We start from the raw sequence: 236 nt of genomic DNA on the forward strand, positions 1-236 counted from the left end.
TCAACAGCTGCAGGTTTCTCAGGAGGGGCAGTCTCAAGTCGTGACGATTCGAGTGGAAGATGTGAATCCAGCGTTGGCTGTGGACATTGCAAATACGACAGCAGCCGTCTTTCAACGTGAAATTGCCAACTTGCTTCGTGTCGACAATGTGGTGATTTTAGCTGAAGCTGAAATGGCAGATCCGCCAGTACCTGTGAGCCCGAATCCGCCGCTTAATATGGCGATCGCCTTTGTGG

At 51.3% G+C, this 236-nt stretch carries 1 pseudogene; it reads left to right on the top strand.

The annotated features are described in order from the left end of the window. Positions 1 to 236 (top strand): annotated as a pseudogene (locus tag BLT_RS0121090) (capsular biosynthesis protein); the annotation flags it as partial.

This window comes from Halalkalibacterium ligniniphilum, assembly GCF_000334155.1.
In the GTDB taxonomy this organism is placed as follows: Bacteria; Bacillota; Bacilli; order Bacillales; family Bacillaceae_D; genus Halalkalibacterium; species Halalkalibacterium ligniniphilum.